The organism is Arsukibacterium tuosuense (assembly GCF_900215315.1).
In the GTDB taxonomy this organism is placed as follows: Bacteria; Pseudomonadota; Gammaproteobacteria; order Enterobacterales; family Alteromonadaceae; genus Alishewanella; species Alishewanella tuosuense.
This window is the reverse complement of the sequence record NZ_OBEB01000001.1, coordinates 320,307-340,719: the sequence shown is the minus strand read 5'-3', so window position 1 is coordinate 340,719 and position 20,413 is coordinate 320,307. Positions and strand designations below refer to the sequence as shown.

Sequence of the window (20,413 nt, the reverse complement as noted above, 5' to 3'; positions counted from 1 at the left end):
TGTTTTGTTTGTAGATTCTCATTGTCACCTGGACAGATTAGAGCTGGATAAACTTGGTCTGAGCCTTGCTCAGGTAATCGATGCTGCCCTTGAGCGCAAAGTGGAGCATATGCTGTGTGTGTCGGTCAGCCTGGCTGAATTTGCCGATATGGCCGCAACCGTGGCTGACTATCCGCAGGTGTCTGTTTCTTGTGGTGAACATCCTTTGCATCAGACCGGCACTGTGGACCCAGAACAGTTACTGAATTTATGTCAGCAACCGCAAGTTGTGGCAGTTGGCGAGACCGGCCTCGATTACTTTTATGCACCAGAGTCTAAGCTGGCCCAGCAACAGGCGTTTGTCAGTCACATTGACGTTGCGCGCCAGCTTAAAAAGCCCCTTATTGTTCATACCCGTGACGCCAGAAGTGACACCATTGCCTTATTGAAGTCGCATCAGGCTGAACAGGCGGGTGGGGTTTTACATTGTTTTACCGAAAGTTACGAGATGGCTAAAGCCGCACTGGACTTGGGCTTTTATATTTCTATTTCCGGTATTATGACTTTTCGTAATGCTGATGAGTTGCGCGCCGTAGTAAAGAAATTACCGCTGGACCGGTTACTAATTGAAACCGACTCACCCTATCTGGCCCCTGTGCCTTACCGGGGTAAAACCAATCAACCCGCTTATGTAACGGCTGTGGCTGATGCAATAAGCGAGCTACGTGGCATTAGCGTGGCCAGTCTGGCCGAGCAGACTACTGCTAACTTTTATCGGTTATTTTCACTTTGTAGAACTGTTTAAAATATTGTTTTAATTGCTAAAATATTTGCAATTGTGGCCCCTGTAATACGGATAGAAATACAGATAAAAGAAGCCCAGAACCAATCCGAATTGTTCTGGGCCTAGGGGAATGGCTCATAGGGAATGAGCCGTGCGCTATCGAAAAAGCGTTGCAAATAAGGTAAAGGCAAGTGTAGTAAAGCTAATCCATTTTTTCCTGTTGTTGCTCAGCCTGCAATTTCCCTTTCTGGTAAAGTTACCCACCGTTTCTACTCAGGTTATACCCAGCTTATCCCCCGTTTTATGCCGCAGCATGGCGTTTTTGCAGTCTTTGTCCTTATTTAGGGGCAAGCCCTGGTTATAAGTAGTTTAGATTAAACGTAAATTTTTAATAAACAAAAAGTCTAAAAAATAATCTGCCTCAGCGTAATTTATCTGAGGCAGCTGTGGCTGTCATTTTGAGCCAATCGTTAGTTTATATACGACTTTAGGCGCACATTGTCGACAATCTGGCGCTTTTTGGCTTGACATTGCACTTAATGAAGCTTAAAAAGGGCGTATTGATTATTTATGTCGACAATTTATGCATCAAGTTCATCCTGCTTTGCGCCAACCTATTACTGCTGCTGATCGGGTATTGCAGGAAATTCAGCGGGCAATAGTTGAAGGCGATATTGCTGCCGGCAGCAAAATAAGTGAACCCGAACTGGCGCGTCGTTTCGATTTAAGCCGGGCACCACTGCGTGAAGCCTTAGCCAGGCTGGAGCGCTGTCACTTAATTGAACGGATCCCTAACGCGGGTGCCAGAGTAGTAACCTTGTCGACGGCCGGGTTACTGGCACTGTATCAACTACGGGAAAACCTGGAGGGGTTGGCCTGTAAACTGGCAGCTGAGCATATGACTGACGCTGAAATTACCGAAGTACGCCAGTTGCTGGACCAGCACTTATCGTCGCAACGGGTGCGTGAGGGCGAAAGTTACTACCAGGAAGCCGGCGATCTGGATTTTCATTACAGGGTGATCCTGGGAAGCAAAAACAGTTATTTAATCAATATTTTATGTGACGAGCTGTATTTTCTGGTGCGAATGTACCGGGTACAGTTAGGGATGAACGGGCCACGGGTGTCCCGTGCGTTTGATGAGCATAAAGCTATTATTAATGCCATCGCTAACCGTGACGGTGAGCTGGCTGACTTATTGATGCGCCGCCATATAGCAGCATCACGGCGCAATATCGAATTACAACTTCAACAAATGGGAACCTGAAATGGCTAACACACATTCTGCTGGCGCCAAATTCCGCGCCGCTATAACTGCAAACAAACCGTTACAAATTGTCGGTACCATTAATGCGTATACCGCAATGATGGCCGAGCGTTGTGGCCATCAGGCTATTTACCTGTCTGGCGCCGGTGTTGCCAATGCGTCTTTTGGTTTGCCTGATCTTGGCATGACATCGTTAAATGATGTTTGTGAAGATATTCGCCGTATTACTGCCGCGACCAGCGTGCCGTTGTTAGTTGATGCTGATACCGGTTGGGGCGGGGCTTTTAATATTGCCCGCACCGTGAAAGAAATGAGCCGGGCCGGCGCGGCAGGTTTTCATATTGAAGATCAGGTGGCGCAAAAGCGTTGTGGCCACCGGCCGAATAAAGAAATTGTCAGCTTAGATGAAATGGTCGACCGGGTAAAAGCCAGTGTTGATGCCCGTGAAGACGAGAGCTTTTTTATTATGGCCCGCACCGATGCACTGGCTCAGCAGGGCGTTGATGCTGCGCTGGAAAGAGCATTGGCCTGTGAAGCTGCCGGTGCCGATGCTATTTTCGCCGAAGCAGTACATACCCTGGAGCAATATCAGGCCTTCACTAACGCATTGAAAATACCGGTACTGGCAAATATTACTGAGTTTGGCCAAACGCCACTGTTTAATAAAACGGAGCTGGCCAGCGTTGGCGTCGCGATGGTGTTGTACCCGCTTAGTGCATTCAGGGCCATGAACAAAGCGGCGCTGAATGTGTATCAGTCTATTCTGGCCAATGGCGATCAGAAAGCAGTGGTAGACAGCATGCAAACCCGTGCTGAACTATACGACTTTTTAAACTACCACAGCTTTGAGCAAAAACTGGACGCGCTGTTTACTGATGGCAAAAACAAGTAAGCCACCGCAGTGATATAAACAGACGCAATTTCAGACAAATTATTCAAGAATTGGAGCAAGACAATGGCAAATGCAAAACAATTATCAGGCGCAGGCTTGCGCGGCCAGGTTGCCGGCAAAACGGCATTATCTACAGTGGGTAAAACCGGTTCGGGCTTAACTTACCGGGGGTATGACGTAAAAGATTTAGCCGCAAGCTGTGAATTTGATGAAGTAGCATTTCTGATATTAAAGGGCGAACTGCCGAATAAAAGCGAGCTGGCGCAGTATAAAACCAAACTGAAAAGCATGCGTGCGCTACCGCAGGCGTTAAAAGATGTGCTGGAGCGGATCCCGGCCTCAGCGCACCCGATGGACGTAATGCGAACCGGCTGCTCTATGCTGGGGAATCTGGAAACTGAACAACGGTTTGCTGAGCAGCAGGATATTACTGACCGGATGCTGGCGCTGTTCCCGGGCATGATAAATTACTGGTACAACTACAGCCACCATAATAAACAGATTGAGGTGGAAACGGATGCAAATTCCACCGCTGAACAGTTTTTATGGACCCTGCATGGTGTTAAGCCAACTGCATTGCACACTCAGGTGATGGAAGCGTCACTGATTTTATATGCTGAGCATGAGTTTAACGCTTCTACCTTTACGGCCCGGGTTTGTGCCTCTACCCTTAGCGATATGCACTCGTGCATTACCGGAGCTATTGGTTCACTGCGTGGCCCGCTGCATGGCGGGGCCAACGAAGCGGCAATGGAACTGATTGAAAATATGAAAGACCCGGAAGACGCAGAGCAGAAGCTGTTGGGGATGCTGGAGCGTAAAGAAAAAATCATGGGCTTTGGCCATGCAGTTTATGCTGAGTCAGACCCACGTAATGCGGTTATTAAAGCCTGGTCGGAAAAACTGGCGAAAGCCAATGGCGACACGCGTTTATATGATGTGTCTGAGCGCTGCGAGGCGGTAATGTGGCGTGAGAAGAAGCTATTTTGTAACGCTGATTTTTTCCATGCATCGGCCTACAACTACATGGGTATTCCAACCAAGTTGTTTACGCCGATTTTTGTCTGCAGCCGGTTAACTGGCTGGGCAGCCCATGTGATGGAACAGCGTGCTGATAACCGGATCATCCGGCCAAGTGCTGACTATGTTGGTGTAGAGCCACGTGCGGTCAAACCGATTGGCGAGCGGTAAATAACTAGCAAAGCTGTAAAACGGAACTGAGGTTGGAACCCGTTAGCGCAGCCACAGAGTGTCTGAGCCCTGCCGTAGGCATAAGGGCGAGTTGCTGTGGCGAGCATGGCGGGATTCCAACCGATAGGTTGCATATTAACCCGAATTTTTAGAGAGCGTTTAGCCAGCAAATAAACCGGTAAGTTTGTGAACGAACCGGTTTGCCCACGCCGACACGCCGTGAACCCATCCATGGGGGCTCGTTTACGCCCGTCCAGGGCTTCAACGGTCGGCTTAGGGCAAACCGATTCTTCCACCGTGTAATATCGGGCTTTACTCTCTTCTGCCAGACAGGTAACTACAATGAACAGCGAATATCGTAAAAAACTGCCCGGCACCAACCTGGAGTATTTTGATACTCAGGCCGCCGTCGATGCTATTGAACCCGGCGCTTACGCCAAACTGCCTTATACCTCACGGGTATTTGCAGAAAACCTGGTGCGCCGCTGTGACAAGGCAACCCTGACAGACTCGTTGAAACAATTTATCTACCGCCAGCGCGATCTCGATTTTCCGTGGTACCCGGCGCGGGTGGTTTGCCATGATATTTTAGGCCAGACCGCGTTGGTCGACTTAGCTGGCTTGCGTGATGCGATAGCTGAGCAAGGCGGCGACCCGGCTAAAGTAAACCCGGTAGTGCCAACCCAGTTAATTGTGGATCATTCACTGGCGGTAGAACATGCCGGTTTTGAGGCTGATGCCTTTGATAAAAACCGCGCTATTGAAGATCGGCGCAATGACGACCGCTTCCACTTTATAAACTGGACCAAAAAGGCCTTTAAAAATGTCGATGTTATCCCACCGGGTAACGGCATTATGCACCAGATTAATTTAGAGCGGATGTCTCCGGTAATTCATTCTCTGGATGGGGTAGCGTTTCCCGACACCTTAGTGGGTACCGACAGTCACACACCACACGTTGACGCCCTGGGCGTTATCGCTATTGGTGTCGGCGGCTTAGAGGCCGAAAGCGTGATGCTTGGTCGTGCCAGCTGGATGCGCCTGCCCGATATTATCGGGGTAGAGCTTACCGGCAAAGCCCAGCCCGGCATTATGGCCACCGATATCGTGCTGGCGCTGACCGAGTTTTTGCGCAAGCAAAAAGTGGTATCCAGCTATCTGGAGTTTTACGGCGAAGGCGCCAGCAGCCTGAGTTTAGGTGACCGGGCAACCATATCTAATATGACGCCGGAATACGGCGCTACCGCAGCAATGTTTTATATCGATCAGCAAACGCTGGACTATTTAACCCTGACGGGCCGTGAGGCGAAACAGGTGCAACTGGTCGAAACCTATGCCAAAACGGCCGGTTTATGGGCTGATAGTTTAAAAACAGCTGAATACGAGCGGGTACTGAAGTTTGATCTATCCAGTGTGGGTCGTACCATGGCCGGGCCATCGAACCCGCATGCCCGCCTGGCAACCAGTGAGTTAGCAGCCCGTGGCATTGCCGGTAAGTATGAGCTTGAAGAGGGCAAAATGCCGGATGGCGCGGTTATTATTGCTGCCATTACCAGTTGTACCAATACCTCTAACCCGCGCAATGTAATTGCCGCCGCCTTACTGGCCCGTAACGCCAATGCCAAAGGCTTAACCCGTAAGCCGTGGGTGAAAACCTCACTGGCACCGGGCTCCAAGGCGGTGCAGTTGTATCTGGAAGAAGGCAATTTATTGTCTGAGCTGGAACAGCTGGGCTTTGGTATTGTCGGCTTTGCCTGTACCACCTGCAACGGCATGAGCGGTGCGCTGGACCCGGTTATTCAAAAGGAAGTGGTAGAGCGTGATTTATACGCCACAGCGGTGTTATCAGGTAACCGTAACTTTGATGGTCGTATTCACCCTTACGCCAAGCAGGCTTTTCTGGCCTCGCCAGCTTTAGTAGTGGCTTATGCTATTGCCGGTACTATCCGCTTTGATATCGAAAAAGATATTTTAGGTTATGACGATAAAGGCAATGCCATTACCTTAAAAGATATCTGGCCGGATGATGCTGAAATTGATGCTGTGGTGGCAAAAAGTGTTAAACCGGATCAGTTCCGCCGGGTGTACGAGCCGATGTTTGCAGTTGATGTTGATTACGGTGACAAGGTAACGCCATTGTATGACTGGCGGCCACAAAGTACTTATATTCGCCGCCCGCCTTACTGGGCAACAGAGGGCGAGGGCGCCATTGCCGGTGAGCGCAGCTTAACCGGTATGCGGCCACTGGCGGTGCTGGGCGACAACATTACTACTGACCATTTATCGCCGTCGAACGCCATTATGCTAGACAGTGCTGCCGGTGAATACCTGCATAAAATGGGCTTGCCGGAAGAAGATTTTAACTCGTACGCGACCCACCGTGGCGATCATTTAACGGCGCAGCGGGCAACCTTTGCTAACCCTAAGCTGATTAACGAAATGGCAGTAGTAGATGGCAAGGTGAAGCAGGGCTCATTGACCCGGCTGGAACCGGAAGGCAAGGTGGTGCGGATGTGGGAAGCGATTGAAACCTACATGCAGCGCAAGCAGCCGCTTATTATTATTGCCGGTGCCGACTATGGCCAGGGCTCGTCACGTGACTGGGCAGCCAAAGGCGTGCGGTTAGCCGGGGTTGAGGCGATTGCCGCAGAGGGCTTTGAGCGTATTCACCGGACCAATTTAATTGGTATGGGCGTGTTGCCGCTGGAGTTTAAACCAGGCACTACCCGTGAAACGCTTAAGTTGGATGGCACTGAAACCTATGATGTTAAAGGCGAACGCAAGCCAAGGGCCGAGCTGACACTGGTTATTCACCGTACTAATGGCGAAAGCCTGCAGGTGCCGGTAACCTGCCGCCTGGATACGGGCGAAGAGTTGTCGATATATGAAGCAGGCGGTGTACTGCAGCGCTTCGCGCAGGACTTTTTGCAGGGCGCGGTTTAACTGTAACAGATAGCCATAGTCCTTTTGGGGCTTCGGTTGCAACTCCCCGAAAGCTCGCCACAGCAACTCTCTCGCTGCTGGCGCGCTCGTTCAGACACTCTGTGTCGACTTTTCCGGGATTCCAACCTTCGCTTTCACGTTCAGCTAATATCGACCAAAAAGAGCGGCAATCTCACAGGAATTTAACTCCTCATTTAATGAGGGAGAGTCGATGCCCTGTTTTGTCGCCGTAGAGTGTCTGAGTGAACGCGCAAGCGTTCAGGAGTTGCTGCGGCGAGCAAAATAGGGTTGTCGGCTCGTACTCAACGCGATGTATTTGCCGTTATGAGTAAAAAGAGATTTTCGGCTCGGACTTAACAGATGAACGAATAGAACAGACAGGTATTTATGACCACACCACAAATTAGAATCCCTGCCACCTATATGCGGGGCGGAACCTCAAAAGGGGTATTTTTTAAACTGGACGACTTACCCGAAGCGGCCCGGATGCCGGGCGCAGCGCGTGACAGTTTATTGTTGCGGGTTATTGGCAGCCCTGACCCTTATGGTAAGCATACCGATGGTATGGGTGGTGCCACCTCCAGCACCAGCAAAGCGGTAATTTTAAGTAAAAGCAGCAAAGCCGACCATGATGTTGACTATATATTTGGTCAGGTGGCCATAGACAAGCCGTTTATCGACTGGAGTGGTAACTGCGGTAACTTAAGTGCTGCGGTAGGTTCATTTGCTATCAGCAATGGCCTGGTTGCTAAAGAACGGGTGCCTGAAAACGGCGTTTGCACCGTACGAATTTGGCAAGGCAATATTAATAAAACCATTATTGCCCATGTGCCTATGACAAACGGCGAAGTACAGGAAACCGGTGACTTTGAGCTGGACGGTGTAACCTTTCCGGCAGCTGAAGTACAAATAGAGTTTTTAAACCCGGCCGCCGATGCAGGCGAGGGTGGGGGCGCGATGTTCCCTACCGGCAATGTGGTTGACGAGCTGGATGTGCCGGGTATCGGCCGCCTCAAAGTAACCCTGATTAACGCTGGTATTCCGACCATTTTCGTTAATGCTGCCGATATTGGCTACAGCGGCACTGAGTTACAAGACGCAATAAATGGCGACAACAATGCCTTACAACGTTTTGAAACCATCCGCGCCCACGGTGCGCTGAAAATGGGGTTAATCAATGATATTGAGCAGGCCGCTGTGCGCCAGCATACACCAAAGGTCGCCTTTGTCGCGCCGCCTCAGGCCTATGTCTCATCCAGCGGCAAACAGGTAGCCGCTACTGATATTGACCTGTTGGTACGGGCATTGTCTATGGGTAAGTTACACCACGCCATGATGGGCACCGCTGCAGTGGCTATTGGCACTGCAGCGGCGATACCCGGCACCCTGGTAAACCTGGCAGCGGGTGGCACAGCACGCGAAGCCGTGCGCTTCGGCCACCCATCAGGCACCTTAAAAGTAGGTGCGGCAGCTGAGAAAGTAGACGGTGAATGGACAGTAACCAAAGCCATTATGAGCCGCAGCGCCCGGGTGTTAATGGAAGGCTGGGTTCGCGTGCCGGGTGATTGCTTCTAGCCAGAAACTACCAGTTAAACCGGGCACTGCGTCGCCCTTTTTTATAGCAGTTGTGATAGCGGGCTTCTGACGCCACTTGCGCCATGTTTCAGCACATGAGTGTATATCTGAGTCGTCCTGACGTCGGTGTGGCCAAGCTTGTACAGTGCGGATATCAGCGCCGGATCCAGAAGATGAGTGGCACAAATTCATCAGGAATGGATTTGAACAGCCGCAGGCTGGTCCGAAGGATAAAATGCATGGAAGCATTTTATAAAGCTGTGCCGTAAGGTATGGCAGGTGACATTTTTCTTAATTTTGGCCTGTCGAGCCGCCAATTTAATGGCTCGCCTTACAGTAGTTTCATCTATATGGTGACGCCGCAGCAGTTTAGATTCCGGGTCAACACTTAACTGGCTGGATGGAAATAAATACTGCCATCCGATTTCTCTGGGAGCTGCCGGGTATTTTCGGGCGAGAGCATTCGGAAGCCATACGCCGGCATAGTGTGGGTTATAGAAGTCAGCCTGAAAATACTGCTCAATTTGATGAATTTGGATATGTAAAACAGGAACCAACTCTGCTGCCAGCGTAACCCGGCGGTTTTTTATTACCTTTACCCTGCCACACCATTACTGACAAGTAGTCAAAATCAATATCTTGCACCCGAAGGCGTACTGCTTCCATCAGGCGTAAACCACTGCCGTACAATAGTTGGGCTATCAATTTGTATTTGGGATCTATCACTAACAGGAGTTGTTGTATTTCGGCTTGGGTTAATACCACTGGCAACTTTTGTGCTATGCGGGCTTTATTAAAATTTAGCTGCAAAGACAGTGGTCGCTGAACAATATGTTTATACAGAAAACTCAATGCATTTAGTGCCGTTGCTTGCGTTTTTACTGCAACACTGCGTTGGTTTGATAGAAAAGACAAAAACTGTTCAACTTCCTGATCGCCAAGTGCATTAGGATGCTGTTTGTTGTTGTGCAATATATAAAACCTGATCCAATACAGGTAGGTATCAATAGTCCGCTTGGCATAGCGGCGGGTTCTCATAAAATCGGCGATATATTCCAGAAACGGGGATGCAATAGCGTCACCTTGGTAGTGTTTATTTATACAGTAGTCTGGTCTGAGTTAAATATCCACCAACTTGCGGGCACAACGCCTGCTTTTAGTTAATTTTATTAACAGTGGTAAACAAAAAGTTGTTGATAACCAGTGTTTTTCGGGTTAGTTTTGGGGAATTAATTTTTTTGGTGAAGGCGACTTGCTGGCGCGACTTGCGGGCATTGTGCCTTCTATTAAATTGTTAGATTCCCACAAAAACTAAAGGAAGACTCAACAATGACAATTGAGAAAGAAACCTATAGAAGCGGCCCGTTCAAGGATTTTATTGCGCAAGGCACTCGAGTTGGGAACGTTCTTTATATGGCGGGACAAGTTGGGATCAATGATAGTGGAATTGTCCCAGCTGATATTGCTGAACAAACCGCAATTGCCTACTCAAATATGAAGAATGTGTTATCACAGTTCGGGGCAGATATGAGCAATATCGTTGATGAAACTTTCTTTGTCACCAACATGGATGAGTTAATGGGAAACGTTGAAACAGTTTATGGCGAAAGGGAATCTGCATATGGAGGAATGCCCGAAGTTTGCCAAACTGTAGTCCAGGTAGTTGCACTTGTCCAACCCGAACTAAAAATTGAAATTAAATGCATTGCTCATCTGTAGAGCGGGCATCTAACAAGACGCTTAACACGTGTAGCACTGCGTAACACACTGGGACAGTCACGCAGCGGTGCTTCGCGATTATGCCGCTACGTCACTGCCCGTTAGCTTAGCGTTAGCCGGTTTGGATTACTGAGACGTTATGGATTCATTTTTGGACTTGCTTTTATATAGACATCGCCGGTTTAAAGGAGAAACGTATTTCAGAAATCGATTCCCTTTAATGCTTGTAATCAGCGCCATTTTTTCAGCTTTTATTGCTGATACTTTTATTCTGTTTTTAGTTTCAGTAGGTTTTTTTATGTTTATAGATATGCTCCTCGCTTTTTGGGCGTGGCTTTACTATAAAACTGACGTATAGCATTTGCGGACAAGGATATGACTAACAAACGCAGTCACAATAGGCCACTACGTGGCCTGGACCTCAAACGCTGCGCGGGTTTCGGTCTGTGCTGCGGGCGTTAAATGCCAAGACCAACTATGAAGCATGAGCTCTGGATAGAAAGTGAGGATGAGCAAACATTTTGCCTTGCTGGCCGCCACGGCGATGATGCGCGCCGTCTACTAGAGCCCGGGGCTAAGCTCGTATGGACGTGTGAAGCCTCGTCACATTTTGAGGCAATGGCCAAGTACTACGAGTATATGGGCTGGGGGCCTTACACAACTGACTACCCAGAAGAAGACAAGAAAACTTACTTCGAGCTTGGCGGAGAGTAAGTGCATTTAACAAACGCAGGCAAGGGGCGCTCCTACTGCATGTCGTTTTATATTCTAAGGCATTAAAAAGTAAGGAGTTGCTTCACGAATGAAAAAAAAGAAAAATCTACATTGGCCGAGCATATTTTTGTTCCTTGTCGGGATTATCACAATTATTACTTTTGTGTTCGAACAAAGAATTTCATTGTTTCTCCAGGCTTTAGGCTTTGTATGTTTGGGGTATTCTAGTATCCGGCTTGTGCCGAGAGACTTATTTACTCAAAAGTTGTCGTTTTCAACGCTAATTAAAGGGAATAATGAGGCTCGTCAATTAGATATCTTCATTCAAATTTTTGGTTTTTTGCTACTTTTAACTGGTTTAGTGTTTAGCTTTGCGTTCGGAATATAACAAACGCCAGTACAACGCGCCTTCAGCGCTCGCAACAAGTTGCTCGCGTGTGCTGTGGGCGTTATGCGCCAAGTATCGGATTAACATCCATACTCTTATGCAGAATACGGATGATTTTAATTTGTTGACTGCCGATCTGTTGATAAAAGATGACGTGGCTACCTTGAGGGAATTTACGATATCCGATTCTGATTTCATCGCATGTTTTACCGGTGTAGGGGTTTTCTGCTAAAAACCAAAATGAATCATCAAATTGTTTTAAATAGATATTTCGTTGCTCTTTTCCCCAGCGACGCTGGCTAAATAATGCGATATCTCGCAAATCGGTTTTAGCAGCAACGGTGAGATTAAATGGCTTCATCGAGAGTTTTTACTATCAAGTTCATTGATAAAGCTATCGAGGTCATATTCTGCGTCACCGCTTTGTTCACCTTCGACAAGTAGTTGACGAAGTGAGTTAAGTTTGGTTTCTTGGTTTTCGAGTAAGCGTAGCGCTGAGCGAATGACTTCACTCGCTGAGCCGTAACGCCCACTTTGGATCTGGCTTGCAATAAAGCCCTCAAAGTGTTCTCCAATAGTTATGCTTGTGTTCTTGGCCATGTGTAGTTCTTCGGATACCAAAAGATACCTAATTATGGTATTAAGTGGAATTGTGAGCAAGGCACATAACAAACAAATTTTATCGCCAGCAAAAGGCGCTGGCTGCGACGTCAACCCGCTGCGCGGCTTTCCGCGCTAAATTTGGGCGTCATGTGTACGCGATCTACAGGCATTAGAGGAAAACTTGATGACTGATTATTTTGGTTCTTGTCTGTGTGGCAATGCAAAATTTAAAGTGCAAGGAAAGTTCGACGGCTTTTACCTGTGTCATTGTCAGCATTGCCAAAAGGATACCGGGTCTGCTCATGCGGCCAATTTATTTTCGAAGTCAGCTAAGTTGACCTGGTTGACAGGCTCAGATTCTGTGACTAGCTTTACGCTTCCAGGCACTCGCCATAAGAGAAGTTTTTGTAAGTTCTGCGGTTCAGCATTGCCAAGCATTCATGAGGTAGGTTTGCTCGCCATTCCCGCCGGGTGTTTGGATACGCAAGTCTCTATGTCACCAACAGCTCACATCTTTACATCTAGCAAAGCTGTTTGGGATAGAGGTTTATGTGATGTGCCAGAATTCGAGGGGCTGCCAGAGTGAGCAGCTATCACAAACAAGCAGTGGCAGTGCACGCCTGTCGGCGCCGGACTCGCTGCGCAGGGGCGTTGGGCGATAAGCATAAAGGAATGAGTAATGGACCTTGGACTTCGTGGAAAGTGTGCCGTCGTGACTGGCGGCAGCAAGGGAATCGGTCGGGCGATCGCGCTTGCCCTGGCCGAGGAGGGGGCGAACGTTGCCGTCTGTGCTCGTGGCGACGAGGCGTTGCGTGATACCGAAAGGCTGCTTCGCGAACAAGGCGGCGAAGTTTTGGCGGCCGTTTGCGATGTTTCCGATCCGGCGGCTCTTGACGGCTTTCTCGAGTCGGCCCGAAAAGCGTTCGGTCGTCTCGATATCCTGGTCAACAATCCATCTGCACTTGCCAGTAGCTTCGCCGATGACGAGGCCGGCTGGCGAAGTGGCTTTGACGTCGACGTCATGGCCGCCGTTAGGGCCAGCTGGAAGGTGGTTCCCTGGTTCGCCGAAAGTGGTGGTGGATGCATCCTACACATTTCATCCGTCTCAGGATTGGAAGCTGGCTCTCCACCTGCTTACGCCGCTGCAAAGGCTGCCCTAATAAGCCACTCGAAGACTTTGGCGGTTTCCCTCGCTCCTCAGAAGATCCGCGTCAATGTGATTGCACCAGGCTCTATCGAGTTTGCAGGCGGCCTGTGGGAGGCGACCAGGCAGAGTGACCCAGAATTCTACTCGATGATGCTTGGAAATATTCCATGGGGTAGGATGGGCACCCCTGAAGAGGTGGCCAATGCAGCCGTCTTTCTGGTCTCCGAACCAGCGAGCTGGATCACAGGCGTGTGCCTCGGTGTCGATGGTGGACAGCGCAAAGCGAACATCTAGGGGATATCCACCTTCTGCCTAAGAATAAAAGCTAACGAGTTACTGAATTTCATTCCGAACACAAACCGAACACAAACAACGTGGACAGACATAAATTCAGCAATGTACTGTAAAAATGCCGATGCCATAAGCAACACCTCTTACGCAAATGGCGGTGTATATACGCACAGCAGTTAGTAAATTAATTGTTAGCAAGTAAACCGCAAGCGTGCACCATGCTTTCCCCAGGCTGTACCAGATAACTCGCCAGAAATGTATTGATTTACTGAAATTTATTGGGTAACTTCATTTCATTTACAAAAGATAGAATGTAATTTACACATCATGACAGTGTGGACGTTACAAACTACAAAGCTATTAACCATCACAAGGAGAAATTTCAGTGCTTAAAACGGTATCTACACATTTACTTGCCCTGGTGGTTGGAGCCGCGGTGGTCTATTCGCTGACAGCAATAGCTCAACCGGGTGAAAAGAAAAGCGCATCATCAGACATGTCTATTGGCGTGTATCAAATAGCTGAAGAGCTTATGGAGCCTGCCCTGATAACTAAAGATGCCGAGTTCATTACGGCTATCGATTCCAAAGATGGAAAGCGTGTTGCTTTGTCTTTAAAGAAAGCACAGCCCAACGTAGCAACTTCCGTCGATTATTTAGATTTAACCGTTAATGGAGAATCTATAAAAATAGATTCAAATGGTACTGCAGTTGTGGGTGATATTATGGTGGTCCTGGTAGATCATGCCAGCTACGGCAAGAACTCCGCGCCTGCAGCCAGATAATGGTTAGTATGGCCGTTGGCTGCGGTATGGTTCCTTCAAAACAAGGATGGTCTGTGTGACAAGATTTGCTGTTATTGTAATTGCCATTTTATTAAGCAGCTGTACCAGCGTGCCATTGGGAACAATGCTTGAATTACGTTCATTTGGTAAAGATGACTTTATTAAAATACAGCCCCAGGACCTTAGGGCAAAGATACAAGTTGATGAGCCTGTCCGAGCTGATATTGACAGCGCGGAATTGACTCTTGAACTAACCACTGAAAAAGGCCTGAGAGAATTTAAGTTTCCCTTGCTTCTGGTTGACGAACTTAATATTGAGCCAATGACGGGTTTATTTTCAAAGTCAGCAGGAAAAACTGAGTACATTCTTAAGCTGTCAAATGAAGCAGTGAAAAACTTTATTGCAACACAGCAAATAATTCGGGATGAACAATCCGGGCGTTTGAGTTTTTCAGTAGCAACCGGTTTTGAGAAGTTCCCAAGCGAAATCACCGAAATAGGTTTGTCAGTGTTTTTAAAACTATTCGAAGAAAAAGACTTTATTACCTTATTTGATAATGCAAAGGTAGAGATAAAACATGAAGGCTAAGCAGCGCAGCCACAAACGGCCATTATGTAGACGTCACCTCAACCGCCTCGCGTTTTGTCTGCCCCAGCTGGCGGCATTAGAATACAATTAGGTTCCAAGTGAAGTATTACTTTTCAGTCATATTGATCATTGCTGCTCAGACATGCTTTTCAGAAAGCCTGTATCGTGTTGAAAAAATAGCGCAATGCACGAGAAACAACTCTCATGCATATGCAATAAATAATAGCGGCGTTATCACCGGTAGTTGCGGTAACAAAATATTTATTGCTAAAGGTGCGGATTACGACATATTTCCATCTTTACTATCATCACCCTTATATGGAACCCTTCAGCCGACTGCAATAAATGATAACGGTGTTATTATCGGCTTCCATAGATACGGGGCTAAAACAAAGGCTTTTAAATATATTGACGGTGAGTTTCAAGAGCTTTACATAGATAGTAGTGCTTACGGAGCGCTAGACATCAATAACAACAATGAAATTGTCGGCTGGCTGGATAAAGGCGGAAATCATGATTCGTTTATTTCAAATGGTCAGTCAACTGTTTTGAAATTAAGTGATATAAGTTCGCATATCTCTGCGATTAATGACAGTTCGGTATCAACCGGGGAGGTGTGGCTGAGGAATCATGATAGACAAGGAAATTACCGTCGCGCGTACATATTAAAATCAGAAGAACTTACATTAATTCCAACCCTCGGCGGCGTCAATTCATGGGGGGAAGATATTAATAATAATGGAGTGATTGTAGGATCCTCTGAAACTGAAGATGGTGCTGTTCAAGCTTTCTACTATAACGATGAGGAAGGAACGAAACCTATAAACATACATGACGCTAAAGTTAGTCATGCCACTGCGATAAATGATAACAATGAGATTGTGGGGTGGTACAAAACATTTCAAAGAGAGAGTTATATATTTCTGTATAAAAACGGTGAGGTTAATAGTCTCAACAGGCATTTTCAAGAGGGTATTAAGCCATACCTTCCTCATGACATTAATAATGAGGGGGTTATTGTAGGCGTTGCTTTAGAGGGAAGGATGCATGTTCCTTTCGTCATATATCCAAACTTTTAATAAGGCGCGGAACCCGACGGCTAAGCCCACGATAACTTGACGCTATACACATACAAGGAGGTACTACATGAAATGCCCACATTGCTTAGAATCAGTGAGCATATTCTCAAAAGAGATGAACAAATTTGGTAAATCAAAAGTTTGCCCAAAATGCAGCAATTCTATTCAGCTGTATGTAAGCCCCAAATGGGCCGCTATATTAATAATTCCGGCTGTAGTCAGCGCTCTTTTGCTCGAGCCCATTTTCATCGATGCTGGTCTAAGCGGTTCTTTATCTACAGGTCTGATGTGTGGCGTAATGGTATTATTGTCCATGCGGCTTAAAGTGCCAAAGGTTAAAGAAAGTGCATAGCAACGCATTCAAAAATCTCTCACGAAAACGTGGACGGAAGTAGCTATCGTTCGCCATTTAGGGGTAAGAACAGATGCGTTATGCGGGAGACGGTTAATGAGTCCGGTTAACAGAGTAGGGTACCTTTCATCGATTGGCCTTTTCGTGGTGGGTGTTGCGTACGTGGTTGTCATAGCATTCGGCATTTCCCAGGCTGGTTTCGACCAACCAATTGTGGATCCGACCCTCTCCGTCATGGAGGCACTTACATTGCTGTCGGCTCCCCTCGTAGTTGCCGTGATGGCTGCAATTTACGAAACAGCGACCCGGGATCGGAGGGTATTTGGTGTCATGGCCCTGGTTTTCGCTGGCGTCATGGCGGGTCTTACCAGCGCCGTTCACTTCTTAGCACTCACCGCCGGACGCCAAACCGATTTTACCGTTCTGGAATGGCCCTCAACGCTTTATGCCGTTGAACTTCTCGCATGGGATATTTTCTTGGGGCTATCCCTTCTCTGCGCAGCCCTTGTTTTCGTCGGTTCAGGAGTCCGGGCTTTTGCGCGAATATCTCTCTTTGCAGCAGGCATCTTATCAGTGCTTGGCGCCATCGGCCCCATCGTCGGCGACATGGCGCTGCAGCGGATAGGCATACTCGGCTACGGCGTCGGGCTTCCCATTGCGGCGTTGGTGCTATCACAATTCTTCCGCCAGAACGACGGCTCATGGGGTGGGAGCTAAATTCGAATCGCCGATCCTAACTAGTGCAGGCATGGCGCCTGTTATATTGCACTTTCGGCTTCATTTCACGAGCGCGCATGTTACAGGCAGTATGCCTTCTGTTGAGCTATGAACATAAAAATAGAAATTGGTAGCGCTGCGGATATTGTAGCCATAAGTAAACAGATCCCTCAGTTTGAGTAATCAACTGCGCTTGAGCGATTGCAAAGTAAGCTGTATAAACACCGCGGCCTGTGGCTGCCCATTACCACTGATTAAGGACGTCTGGGGTTATGTTTTTAAGGGATACATACTTGGTAAGAAAGCTGCCTGATAAGTGCGGCAATACCGCTGTACAGTCAACATGTTGCTCGCGTTTATGCCGGGCGTTGCGTTAAGGAATTTTATGAATGCTTTTTATCGGTTTTTCATTATTATTGCACTGCTTGTAGCTGCAATATTTTCATACAGTTTGGGCAGCCAAACCGGAATGTTTATCTTTGTTATTCTTGGTTTCGTGTTAGAGGGGGCTTTTTGGTTTGGGTTATTTCCATTTAAAAGAAGTAAGTAGAAAGGGGAATATTGTTGTTTTTAAACGAGGCGCGCCATCGAGTAAACAGGAAACGTAATGACCGGACCGGCTAAACACGGAGCTTTAGTGTACTCAAATAATATTAAGGCTCTCGCTCACTTTTACACTGAGCTTTTTTCGATGACAGTTACCCGGGAAACGTCAGAGCTTATCAGTCTTGTAAAAGACGGCTTTAACATCATTATTCATATTCCACCGGTAACGATACCGCAGTCAGATTTCAATACGATAAAGTTGTTTATGGCAGTTGATGATCTTGAAACTGCCAAATTGAAAGCTGTAGAGTTAGGCGGTCGGTTTTTTGATGGTGTATGGTCAAACCCATTATTTACGGTATGTAATATTGCAGACTCGGATGGTAATCATATTCAGCTACGCGAGTTTGCGTAATAACACAGTCAGTCAACTCCACCTTAGCTAGCCGCTTGATAAAGTCGCCGGCAAGGTATTTATCTGGCCGGGTCTTACCGGATAGTGTGGTGAGTGGCCTGAGTAAGCGGACGCGGGCGGAACTGAAGCTTGAAGGGATAAACTAATGAACTTGCCTCTGATGGCTGGCGTGGCATTTTTGCTGTTTGGCATTTATCTGCTGAAGCATGCCATTAGCCGTTACAAAAAAGCAAAAATGAGCCGGCACTGGCCTGTTGTTGACGGGCGTCTGACCGAAGTTAAACTGTGGGGGCCACGGCTGGTTGATGGTAAAACAACCGACGCTGAAAAACTTAATGTTGCTTATAGTTATGTGGTTGATGGCACAGCGCACAGTGGCAGGCGCGCAAGCTTCTATACTATGGTTTATCCTGAAACACTCGACTTCGCCAGGCGACATGCTGTTGGCAGTGATATTGCCGTTTACTATAACCCGCGAAACCCTGCTGATGCGGTGATTATTACCGGCCTGAAAAAGGATAAACCTTACAGCGATGTAATTCTGGGCGTACTGGCAGTCGTTATTGGTGCGGTAATAGCCGTGTTGGCATGGTTCAATGTTATCGGCTAGGGTTTGCGGCAACGACGCAGGAATTATGAATAACAGACACTTAGTGGTATTTATTCAACATATTAAAAGTGGTGCCGCGCCCTGTCAGGGATTGGTGTTATCGTTTGTTTGCCCGCAACCGCTACAAACTGTTTGGCAAAGCCAATGAATGCAGAGTGCCGACTGAGGCCGAAAAAGACCGGTTTTTATGAATATTGAGCAAGCCACCACGGCAGATCTGGCTGAGGTAATTAGCTGGTTAAGCAACGCTGATGAGTGCAGGACCTGGGCCGGCCCCCGGGTAAGCTACCCATTGAACCAAGTGCAGCTGGCTGCTGAAATTATGTTTTGCCCGGATAATTCATACTGCTATAAAACGAAGGGCAGCCTGGCAGGTTTTGGCCAGCTCATTAATATTAATGATGCCTGTTATCACCTGGCCAGAATTATTATAAACCCAGAGTGGCGGGGGCAGGGCGTTGCCGGGGAGTTATGCCGTCAGCTGATTAACCTGGCCTGGCAACGCGGTGCCCGGCAGCTAAGCCTGAACGTTTACCGGGATAATGCTCAGGCGCTGTCGCTTTATCAGGGGCTGGGGTTTTGCGAACAGCCTGAAAAATCAGATGCTAATATGGTTTATATGCTACTGGCTAATGAGGAGATGATAATGGAACAGACGGGCAAAATTAATTATCTGGAGATGCCGGCACGCGATCTGGGGCAAACCAAAGTATTTTTTAGTACCGTGTTTGGCTGGGAGTTTATCGATTATGGCCCGGACTATATGGCAATAGCTAACGCTGGCTTAGATGGCGGCTTTTTTAAATCGGAAAAGGTCGCTACTACCAGCAACGGCAGTGTGCTGGTGGTGTTGTACAGTAACGAGCTTGAGACCACGCTTAATAACGTGAAAGCAGCCGGTGGAAAGATTATTCAGGACATTTTTCAGTTCCCCGGGGGCCGCCGCTTTCACTTTACTGACCCTAATGGCAATGAATATGCCGTGTGGTCAGAGCCCGTAGCTTAAGTGTTGCTGTGCTTAAATATGCGTTTTATAACTTAATAAAAGGCGTTGCCCAGCATCCAGCAGCCGGCGGCAATCATAAAGAGGTTTTCGGTTAATGAGACAAACCCTAAAGGAACCTCGCTGTTGCCGCCGACACAGGCACATTTCAATTCCCGTTTATCGATATAAACGGCTTTAAATACGGAAATGCCGCCAACCACCCCGATAAACAGGGCCACCGGCGCCACCCAAAAGGCAGATAAACCGGCGAGCATGCCAATACCGGCGTAGGCTTCGGCAAACGGATAGATATAGGCATAGCGCACCCACCGTTGGGCCAATAAGTCGTAACCTAAGAATTGGTTGCTGAATGCTTCGACATCCTGCAGTTTCTGCAGTGCCAGCAGCGCCATACTGCAGGCCACAAACTTTTCAACACTCGCTATCGATAGCAGGGCAATGCCTGTTGTCCAGTTTATCGCCAGTGCCATAAGCAGTGCGATGGCAAATATCGCGATCACCGGCCGGTAAGCCGCGGCAAATTTATCAGCGGGTTTTGTTTTATCAAAAAAGTCCAGCAGTTGGTCGTAACCACCAATCCGTTTATCGTCAATAAAGGTTTGTGGTGTGGTTTCTACTTTATGTTGTTGCTTAAATTCTTCAATTTGTTCTCTGTTACGCAGATGGTTGTCATTGACCTGATAGCCCTGACGCTGCAGCAGGGCTTTAGATTTCAGACCAAAGGGACAAGTATGCTCGTCGGTTAGCATCCGATAAAGTGTGGCTGTTTTTGACATAAGCGCTCCTTTTCCGGTTAAGTGTTAACCTTAGTTGCTTACTGTG

The 20,413-nt window shown here is 47.8% G+C and carries 22 protein-coding genes; 18 read left to right on the top strand and 4 right to left on the bottom strand.

From position 1 onward, the window contains the following. The first annotated feature begins 4 nt into the window (after positions 1–4). The 6 genes from CRO03_RS01580 (at position 5) to prpF (ending at position 8,631) form a co-directional block, all read left to right on the top strand. Positions 5–784 (top strand): TatD family hydrolase, encoded by a 780-nt coding sequence (locus tag CRO03_RS01580; RefSeq protein ID WP_097110353.1) that lies wholly within the window; start codon positions 5–7, stop codon positions 782–784. Positions 785–1,346: 562 nt separating this feature from the next. Beyond that, positions 1,347–2,030: a GntR family transcriptional regulator gene (locus CRO03_RS01575; RefSeq protein ID WP_097109817.1), complete on the top strand. Its 684-nt coding sequence runs from the start codon at positions 1,347–1,349 to the stop codon at positions 2,028–2,030. A gap of 1 nt (position 2,031) precedes the next feature. Further along, positions 2,032–2,922, top strand: a complete 891-nt coding sequence (gene prpB / locus CRO03_RS01570; RefSeq protein WP_097109816.1) for a methylisocitrate lyase — start codon at positions 2,032–2,034, stop codon at positions 2,920–2,922. A gap of 63 nt (positions 2,923–2,985) precedes the next feature. Continuing rightward, a complete protein-coding gene (gene prpC / locus CRO03_RS01565; protein WP_097109815.1) occupies positions 2,986–4,113 on the top strand; it encodes a bifunctional 2-methylcitrate synthase/citrate synthase in 1,128 nt (375 codons plus the stop codon). 342 nt (positions 4,114–4,455) lie between these two features. After that, positions 4,456–7,056, top strand: coding sequence for a Fe/S-dependent 2-methylisocitrate dehydratase AcnD (gene acnD / locus CRO03_RS01560; protein ID WP_097109814.1), 2,601 nt, complete (start codon positions 4,456–4,458; stop codon positions 7,054–7,056). Positions 7,057–7,443: 387 nt separating this feature from the next. Further along, complete coding sequence (gene prpF, locus CRO03_RS01555; protein ID WP_097109813.1) at positions 7,444–8,631, top strand: 2-methylaconitate cis-trans isomerase PrpF; 1,188 nt, start codon at positions 7,444–7,446, stop codon at positions 8,629–8,631. Positions 8,632–9,150: 519 nt separating this feature from the next. Here prpF and CRO03_RS18580 read toward each other — a convergent pair. Further along, the gene (locus CRO03_RS18580; protein ID WP_281256360.1) at positions 9,151–9,669 is read right to left on the bottom strand and encodes a phage integrase N-terminal SAM-like domain-containing protein; all 519 of its coding nucleotides are present in this window, start codon (positions 9,667–9,669) and stop codon (positions 9,151–9,153) included. Positions 9,670–9,960: 291 nt separating this feature from the next. Here CRO03_RS18580 and CRO03_RS01545 point away from each other — a divergent pair, with 291 nt between their 5' ends. Then, the gene (locus tag CRO03_RS01545) at positions 9,961–10,350 is read left to right on the top strand and encodes a RidA family protein (protein ID WP_097109812.1); all 390 of its coding nucleotides are present in this window, start codon (positions 9,961–9,963) and stop codon (positions 10,348–10,350) included. A gap of 477 nt (positions 10,351–10,827) precedes the next feature. Beyond that, on the top strand, positions 10,828–11,064 hold the full coding sequence (locus CRO03_RS01540; RefSeq protein WP_097109811.1) for a hypothetical protein: 237 nt from the start codon (positions 10,828–10,830) through the stop codon (positions 11,062–11,064). Positions 11,065–11,513: 449 nt separating this feature from the next. Here the strand turns inward: CRO03_RS01540 and CRO03_RS01530 are convergent, their stop codons facing one another. Both CRO03_RS01530 and CRO03_RS01525 read right to left on the bottom strand, forming a co-directional pair. Then, positions 11,514–11,813 (bottom strand): type II toxin-antitoxin system RelE/ParE family toxin, encoded by a 300-nt coding sequence (locus CRO03_RS01530; protein ID WP_097109809.1) that lies wholly within the window; start codon positions 11,811–11,813, stop codon positions 11,514–11,516. Beyond that, the gene (locus CRO03_RS01525) at positions 11,810–12,052 is read right to left on the bottom strand and encodes a type II toxin-antitoxin system ParD family antitoxin (RefSeq protein WP_097110351.1); all 243 of its coding nucleotides are present in this window, start codon (positions 12,050–12,052) and stop codon (positions 11,810–11,812) included. The genes CRO03_RS01530 and CRO03_RS01525 overlap by 4 nt, the downstream gene beginning before the upstream one ends. Positions 12,053–12,239: 187 nt before the next feature. On the opposite strand from CRO03_RS01525, the gene CRO03_RS01520 reads away from it, so the two are divergent. The 10 genes from CRO03_RS01520 to CRO03_RS01470 all read left to right on the top strand — a co-directional run bounded on the left by CRO03_RS01520 (position 12,240) and on the right by CRO03_RS01470 (position 19,591). Further along, positions 12,240–12,641, top strand: coding sequence for a GFA family protein (locus CRO03_RS01520; RefSeq protein ID WP_097109808.1), 402 nt, complete (start codon positions 12,240–12,242; stop codon positions 12,639–12,641). A gap of 93 nt (positions 12,642–12,734) precedes the next feature. Then, a complete protein-coding gene (locus CRO03_RS01515; protein WP_097109807.1) occupies positions 12,735–13,496 on the top strand; it encodes an SDR family NAD(P)-dependent oxidoreductase in 762 nt (253 codons plus the stop codon). 382 nt (positions 13,497–13,878) lie between these two features. Beyond that, on the top strand, positions 13,879–14,277 hold the full coding sequence (locus CRO03_RS01510; protein ID WP_097109806.1) for a hypothetical protein: 399 nt from the start codon (positions 13,879–13,881) through the stop codon (positions 14,275–14,277). Between the two features lie 55 nt (positions 14,278–14,332). After that, a complete protein-coding gene (locus CRO03_RS01505) occupies positions 14,333–14,866 on the top strand; it encodes a hypothetical protein (protein ID WP_097109805.1) in 534 nt (177 codons plus the stop codon). Between the two features lie 98 nt (positions 14,867–14,964). Next, positions 14,965–15,945 carry a DUF3466 family protein gene (locus CRO03_RS01500; protein WP_170948908.1) on the top strand — a complete coding sequence of 327 codons (981 nt, stop codon included), beginning with the start codon at positions 14,965–14,967 and terminating at the stop codon, positions 15,943–15,945. A gap of 448 nt (positions 15,946–16,393) precedes the next feature. Continuing rightward, positions 16,394–17,014 carry a hypothetical protein gene (locus CRO03_RS01490; RefSeq protein ID WP_097109802.1) on the top strand — a complete coding sequence of 207 codons (621 nt, stop codon included), beginning with the start codon at positions 16,394–16,396 and terminating at the stop codon, positions 17,012–17,014. A gap of 637 nt (positions 17,015–17,651) precedes the next feature. Then, a complete protein-coding gene (locus tag CRO03_RS01485; protein WP_141397716.1) occupies positions 17,652–17,975 on the top strand; it encodes a VOC family protein in 324 nt (107 codons plus the stop codon). Between the two features lie 145 nt (positions 17,976–18,120). After that, positions 18,121–18,585, top strand: a complete 465-nt coding sequence (locus tag CRO03_RS01480) for a DUF3592 domain-containing protein (protein ID WP_097109800.1) — start codon at positions 18,121–18,123, stop codon at positions 18,583–18,585. 68 nt (positions 18,586–18,653) lie between these two features. Then, positions 18,654–18,776 carry a thiol-disulfide oxidoreductase DCC family protein gene (locus CRO03_RS01475; RefSeq protein WP_342745174.1) on the top strand — a complete coding sequence of 41 codons (123 nt, stop codon included), beginning with the start codon at positions 18,654–18,656 and terminating at the stop codon, positions 18,774–18,776. After that, positions 18,773–19,591: a GNAT family N-acetyltransferase gene (locus CRO03_RS01470; protein ID WP_097109799.1), complete on the top strand. Its 819-nt coding sequence runs from the start codon at positions 18,773–18,775 to the stop codon at positions 19,589–19,591. Before CRO03_RS01475 ends, CRO03_RS01470 begins: the two co-directional genes overlap by 4 nt. Positions 19,592–19,623: 32 nt before the next feature. Here CRO03_RS01470 and CRO03_RS01465 read toward each other — a convergent pair whose 3' ends face one another. Then, the gene (locus CRO03_RS01465) at positions 19,624–20,367 is read right to left on the bottom strand and encodes a MauE/DoxX family redox-associated membrane protein (RefSeq protein ID WP_097109798.1); all 744 of its coding nucleotides are present in this window, start codon (positions 20,365–20,367) and stop codon (positions 19,624–19,626) included. Positions 20,368–20,413 lie beyond the last annotated feature (46 nt).

What these genes read in the sequence shown, in the direction of transcription:
- CRO03_RS01575 (WP_097109817.1), top strand. Translation starts at nt 1,347, where the DNA reads ATGCATCAAGTTCATCCTGCTTTGCGCCAACCTATTACTGCTGCTGAT.
- prpB (WP_097109816.1), top strand. Translation starts at nt 2,032, where the DNA reads ATGGCTAACACACATTCTGCTGGCGCCAAATTCCGCGCCGCTATAACT.
- prpC (WP_097109815.1), top strand. Translation starts at nt 2,986, where the DNA reads ATGGCAAATGCAAAACAATTATCAGGCGCAGGCTTGCGCGGCCAGGTT.
- acnD (WP_097109814.1), top strand. Translation starts at nt 4,456, where the DNA reads ATGAACAGCGAATATCGTAAAAAACTGCCCGGCACCAACCTGGAGTAT.
- prpF (WP_097109813.1), top strand. Translation starts at nt 7,444, where the DNA reads ATGACCACACCACAAATTAGAATCCCTGCCACCTATATGCGGGGCGGA.
- CRO03_RS18580 (WP_281256360.1), bottom strand. Translation starts at nt 9,669, where the DNA reads ATGAGAACCCGCCGCTATGCCAAGCGGACTATTGATACCTACCTGTAT.
- CRO03_RS01545 (WP_097109812.1), top strand. Translation starts at nt 9,961, where the DNA reads ATGACAATTGAGAAAGAAACCTATAGAAGCGGCCCGTTCAAGGATTTT.
- CRO03_RS01540 (WP_097109811.1), top strand. Translation starts at nt 10,828, where the DNA reads ATGAAGCATGAGCTCTGGATAGAAAGTGAGGATGAGCAAACATTTTGC.
- CRO03_RS01530 (WP_097109809.1), bottom strand. Translation starts at nt 11,813, where the DNA reads ATGAAGCCATTTAATCTCACCGTTGCTGCTAAAACCGATTTGCGAGAT.
- CRO03_RS01525 (WP_097110351.1), bottom strand. Translation starts at nt 12,052, where the DNA reads ATGGCCAAGAACACAAGCATAACTATTGGAGAACACTTTGAGGGCTTT.
- CRO03_RS01520 (WP_097109808.1), top strand. Translation starts at nt 12,240, where the DNA reads ATGACTGATTATTTTGGTTCTTGTCTGTGTGGCAATGCAAAATTTAAA.
- CRO03_RS01515 (WP_097109807.1), top strand. Translation starts at nt 12,735, where the DNA reads ATGGACCTTGGACTTCGTGGAAAGTGTGCCGTCGTGACTGGCGGCAGC.
- CRO03_RS01490 (WP_097109802.1), top strand. Translation starts at nt 16,394, where the DNA reads ATGAGTCCGGTTAACAGAGTAGGGTACCTTTCATCGATTGGCCTTTTC.
- CRO03_RS01480 (WP_097109800.1), top strand. Translation starts at nt 18,121, where the DNA reads ATGAACTTGCCTCTGATGGCTGGCGTGGCATTTTTGCTGTTTGGCATT.
- CRO03_RS01470 (WP_097109799.1), top strand. Translation starts at nt 18,773, where the DNA reads ATGAATATTGAGCAAGCCACCACGGCAGATCTGGCTGAGGTAATTAGC.
- CRO03_RS01465 (WP_097109798.1), bottom strand. Translation starts at nt 20,367, where the DNA reads ATGTCAAAAACAGCCACACTTTATCGGATGCTAACCGACGAGCATACT.